This window comes from Heliophilum fasciatum, assembly GCF_004341395.1.
Taxonomy (GTDB): Bacteria; Bacillota; Desulfitobacteriia; order Heliobacteriales; family Heliobacteriaceae; genus Heliophilum; species Heliophilum fasciatum.
In genome coordinates this window covers 1-5,152 of sequence record NZ_SLXT01000054.1, presented here as the reverse complement: position 1 = coordinate 5,152, position 5,152 = coordinate 1, and the positions used below count along the sequence as shown (strand labels likewise).

At 47.2% G+C, this 5,152-nt stretch carries 6 protein-coding genes; all 6 read left to right on the top strand.

Features of this window, described 5'->3' with window-relative positions; genetic code table 11:
* Positions 1 to 275, top strand: a 275-nt coding sequence (locus EDD73_RS15140; protein WP_207668903.1) for a hypothetical protein, incomplete at its 5' end; no start/stop codon positions are given.
* Positions 276 to 530: 255 nt separating this feature from the next.
* A complete protein-coding gene (gene ppnP / locus EDD73_RS14460) occupies positions 531 to 806 on the top strand; it encodes a pyrimidine/purine nucleoside phosphorylase (RefSeq protein WP_131921137.1) in 276 nt (91 codons plus the stop codon).
* Between the two features lie 99 nt (positions 807 to 905).
* Positions 906 to 1,217, top strand: a complete 312-nt coding sequence (gene sugE / locus EDD73_RS14455) for a quaternary ammonium compound efflux SMR transporter SugE (RefSeq protein ID WP_131921135.1) — start codon at positions 906 to 908, stop codon at positions 1,215 to 1,217.
* 315 nt (positions 1,218 to 1,532) lie between these two features.
* Complete coding sequence (locus EDD73_RS14450) at positions 1,533 to 2,237, top strand: response regulator transcription factor (protein WP_131921133.1); 705 nt, start codon at positions 1,533 to 1,535, stop codon at positions 2,235 to 2,237.
* A 23-nt stretch (positions 2,238 to 2,260) separates the two neighbouring features.
* Positions 2,261 to 2,908 carry a hypothetical protein gene (locus EDD73_RS14445; protein WP_131921131.1) on the top strand — a complete coding sequence of 216 codons (648 nt, stop codon included), beginning with the start codon at positions 2,261 to 2,263 and terminating at the stop codon, positions 2,906 to 2,908.
* A 342-nt stretch (positions 2,909 to 3,250) separates the two neighbouring features.
* Complete coding sequence (locus tag EDD73_RS14440) at positions 3,251 to 4,738, top strand: phytoene desaturase family protein (protein ID WP_131921129.1); 1,488 nt, start codon at positions 3,251 to 3,253, stop codon at positions 4,736 to 4,738.
* Positions 4,739 to 5,152: the final 414 nt, after the last annotated feature.

Genomic DNA, 5,152 nt, shown 5'->3' with positions numbered 1-5,152 from the left:
GTCGATCGGCCCGGCATGTACGCACCGCGAGGTGTTTAGTGGACGGGTACGAATCAGTCGAGGTCTTGACCTCACAGGACGTGAGGTCGTTCGTCGCCGCCCGGATGGCGAGGGCGACGAACTTCCTTACTGATGGTCAGTTCGCGGCGGCCGTGATGGCCGACAGCCGCGAACATCCATTGTCCGCAGGACATTCATCACTTACTAAAATGACTGTGCAGTTTTCAGGGAGTAAGAAATCGGACATGAACATTATTGAGCATACAATAAAATAAAAGCACTACTTATGATAGGATATTAAAAGCTATCATAAGTAGTGCTTTTTTCTTTTCTATTGAAAAAAGCCAAGAAAAGCAGATTTTATAGAGGTATGCTTCCGTAAAAGTTCAAAACATGATTACCGTAGTAGACGTATTCTCCAAAATCGCTCCACTTCACTAACAGATTAACCGCCCACAGTTGCCTTGATCGGATATAATAAAGTAGATACGGCAACGAACCATAATCACAAGGAGGATTCAACGATTCCAATGAAGCACAATGTTTATTTCGACGGAAAAGTACAGAGCTTAGAGGTAAACACAGAAAACGGTCCGGCCACGATCGGTGTCATTACACCAGGTCAATACACCTTTGGCACATCGACGCAGGAGAAGATGGTCATCACGTCCGGTACCTTAAAGGTCAAATTGCCGGAACAAGAGTGGCGAAAGGTCGCCAGCGGTGAATTTTTTACCGTTCCGCAAGGCGTTTCTTTTGTTGTTGAGGCCGAGCAAGACGTCTCGTACCTCTGTTATTACTTCTAGGCCGGATACAACGACAAAAGCCCGGAGGATATCAAAGATATCGTCTCGGGCTTTTTTGCTTACTGCTTATAATTCTATCGTTAAAGGAGTTCACTGCAGATGGCGTGGATTTATCTCTTGATCGCCGGGATCTTCGAGATCGTTTGGGCGATCGGATTGAAATATACCGAAGGGTTTACCAAACTGATTCCTTCATTGCTGACGGGTGCTGGGATGATCGCCAGTTTTTATTTTTTGGCGTTGGCGACGAAGACATTACCTATAGGCACAGCTTACGCTGTATGGACGGGCATTGGCGCTGTAGGTGCCGTAATTTTGGGCATCGTTCTTTTTGATGAGCCCCGCAATCTTGCCCGGTTGTTTTTCTTAGGACTTATCCTTATGGGGATCATTGGGCTGAAGAGTTCTTAGGAATACCAATACGAATATCAGTCGTACGAAAACCGCTGCGCTAAACCTGCGGAGTTGGTGGACTATAATATCGCATAGAAACTGCCGGACTTCTTCCAACTTTAATGGAGGGATACCCGGCTTTATTTTTTGAGCATTTTTTCCGTTTCCATCTGGGCTCTTTTGTTAAATCGCGGTATCAGCTTGTTTTTTAAGAATTTATTAAGATTTTGGACCGGATGATCTTAAGATTTAACTGCTACCATTACCCTTAAATAACGAACAGGAAGGGGCATGGTATAATTTGAATAATTTCAGGATAAAGGGGGGCTCACCATGAATATCTTGGTTTGCGATGATGATCAGGAGATCGTCGAAGCGATAAGGATCTACTTGGAGAACGAAGGCTATAGGGTACTCAAAGCCAGTGACGGCGTAGAGGCTTTGCAGGTCATCGAAGCTCAACCAGTACACCTAATTATCATGGACATCATGATGCCGCGGATGGATGGGTTGAGGGCAACCCTTAAAATCCGGGAAGAGGCCAATATCCCGATTATCATGCTGTCGGCCAAATCGGAAGACACCGATAAGATCATAGGGCTGAATATGGGGGCCGACGATTACGTGACCAAGCCATTCAACCCCCTCGAGCTCATTGCCCGGGTCAAGTCCCAACTGCGCCGCTATACTACTCTGGGCAGCCTGGAGACCCGAAGCAACGTCTACCAAACCGGGGGCCTGATGATTGACGACGAAAGCAAACAAGTGACTGTGGACGGCGAGGAAGTCAGGTTCACACCGGTGCAATATAAGATCCTCAGGCTGCTGACGGCTAATGCCGGACGAGTCTTTTCCATTGACGAAATCTACAATAATGTCTGGGAAGAAAATGCTTACGGGGCCGATAATACGCCAACTATAGCTATCTACAGTCCTTGCCTGCTTATATTATTTTCAACGGCAGTAACCACACAGTTTTCCCAGCGCTTATCAAAGAAAATCAACATTATCAGCAACAGATCCGGATTTACGGTCTAGTCGAAAACCTGGGGGCACAGGATGTGGCCGGCCTGGGATTTAGCCAGGAATTCCTGGCACCCCGTATGGCTCAGTGGGAAAAAGACAAAGCCCTGGCCGCCGTCAGGCTTAATCAGATAACCGCCTTATTGGCTGGCCTGGCCGCGGCCTTCATTTATCTGCTGTGGGCCATCGGCCGCAAGGCCGAGGATGATCAGGTTCATATCAACGCTATCGACCGTATTTATACTGATGTCAACTTGTTGCTATGTTTTATACTGATCGGGCTTTGGTTGGGGATTATGGCCCAAATAGGTATGTTTAGGACTAACCCTCTCGCGTTTACAGTTACGCTGGTAATTGCAATCCCAGGACTGCTGTTGGTGCTTTCCCTGGTTAAACACATCAAAAACCGATCGTTGCTCAAACACAGCTTGCTCTATGCCATCTTCCGCCAATTATTCGTCTTCATTGGTGATGTCTATAACAGTGGCAGTGTGGCGGTAAAGGTAGTATTGCTGGTTATCGGCTATCCGATCATCGTGGGTCTGACCTTGTTTATATTCCCAATTACCCTAGGCGTGGCCGCCTGGCTGGCTCTCCGGAAGATCAAAGAACTGAACACCATCAAGGAAGGCGTAAAAATGCTCATGACTCGACAAAAGAGTCGTGAGCTTTTTTTGTTTTTATGACTTTGAAGGATTATCTTGCGGTTTGTAGAAATTTTTTTAAATCACAAGATATTGTAATCGCTAACTCAAACAGAACTTTGGAAAAAGGCATCCCAAAATACCTTTGAAACTTCGATTCGCTGGTTTCAGAACGGTGGCTTCACAGCAGCACGGGAGGGGTTCCTGGAAGTAATCAAACAAAATCCACAGGATGGGGCATTGGATATCGATGTAGCCCGGCTTTTTTAACGAAGATCCGATTTTTGTTACTACTCAATCCGTCTGGTACTGTAGTTATAATTGAAACTAACTGTTCTTGTGAAAATAGGGAATTACTATATGCAGAAGGCAGATGACTGAGTTATGGCTAAAAAAAATCCTTATGACGTGATTGTCGTCGGCGCTGGCATCGGTGGACTCACGGCGGCCGCTTGTTTATGCCATCGTGGCATGGACGTACTTCTTTGTGAAGGCTCCAATGAAATGGGCGGTTGCGCCAGTAAATTTGACCGGCGCGGGTTTCGCTTTGCTGCCGGCGCAACGGTAGGGATGGGATTCGAAGCAGGCGGAGTTCTTTACGAGCTCTATCAGAAGCTGGCGCTGACATTGCCGGCGTGGGAAGAGCCGCAGGCGATTATGGATGTCCATCTCCCTGATGGAGCTTTTTCGTACTGGCAATCCAAAGAAAAGTGGTACGAAGAGATTGGGCGCCAATTTCCGCAAGAACGCCAACAGGTCATTGCCTTTTATGAGGAAGTAGGCCAAGTAGCGCAGATTTTGCGCGGCGTGATTCAGCGCCAACCGTTATTTCCGCCTACCAGTGTGGTGGCGATCAAAGAATTGCTTGCTTTGGTGAGCCGAGAGACGCTGCAATTAGTGCCCTATTTTACATGTACCGTGGCGGACAGGCTGAAACGTTTCGAACTGGACAAAGCACAACGGTTTTTATGTTTTCTCAACGGACAACTGATTGACAGTGTGCAAACAACGGCTGAACAGTGTCCGGCTTTTTTGGGTTACACGGCGATGGAGACTTTTCACCAGGGAAGTTATTTGATTCGTGGTGGTGTCGCAACTGTTGCTGCGGATCTGGCGGGGGCAATGCTGCGCGACGGCGGTGAGATCCGTAAACAATGTCTGATTCAACGTATTGAGCGTAAGGGCGAGCTTTGGCAGGCAACTGCGGCTACGGGGGAAACCTTTATAGGTAAGCGATTAGTGTTAAATACCTCGTTACACAGTCTGCACGGCCTTTTGGCCGATGAGTTGAAACCGATGGTCAATGTCGATGAACAAAAGGAAAAAAACCGCCCTGCCTGGGGTGCCTATGTGCTTTACGCCGGATGCAAAGATAATTTTCTGCCCGATAAAGGGAGCAGCTTGGTTCATCAATTTATCGGCTCTTATGATCAACCGCCGGTGGAAGGCAATCAGTTTTTGCTTTCCCTGTCATCACCGGAAGACCGGCTCTGTGCGCCGATTGGTAAGCGCGCGGCTACCATGTCGACTCATACTGAAGTTTCGCAATGGTGGGAGCGAAGCAATTACGATCAAAAGAAAAACAGCTACCGCCAGCAGATGGTGGAGACGGTGACGCGGAGTTTTCCCCGGTTTGCAGAAGCTGTTGAATTGATTTGGCCGGCTACGCCTGTAACGTTTCAGCGATTTACGCATCGCCATCAAGGGAAGGTTGGTGGTTATATACCGAGCGGGGCGTGGAGTTGGCTGCACAGTTATTCGATCCGGTCAGGCGTCGCCGATCTTTGGTTTTGCGGTGATACGGTCTTTCCGGGGGCAGGGATCATGGGTACGGCTTTGTCGGGGATGACAGTGGCCCGGCAGATTATTTGAGTCATGGCAGTGATGAATTAGTCATTCGGATAGGATCAACCGATGAATATACATGAACATAATTGAAATGGATCAAAATACCTGTTGCTTAAGCACTTTCGAGATGATAGAATCTATAACTGTCGCCGCTACTAAGAGGTGACAAGTCAAGAAACGTATCGCAACAGAAACGTTTTATCCAAGTCCATTCAGTCATTTTGTTTGTGATGCCTATCAACCGGTTCTTAAGTGGTAAATTAAAAAGCTTAAAAATACCAGTTGATTCGGTGAGCTAAACGTGGTATTATAACATTCCGCCCGGCAAACGGGTAAGAACATCGGTCCTTGAAAATCAAACAGTTGAAAAAGCGTGATAACCTTTAATTCATTTATTCCAGTTAGTAAGTAAACGAGCTTGACTCGAACACTTCATAT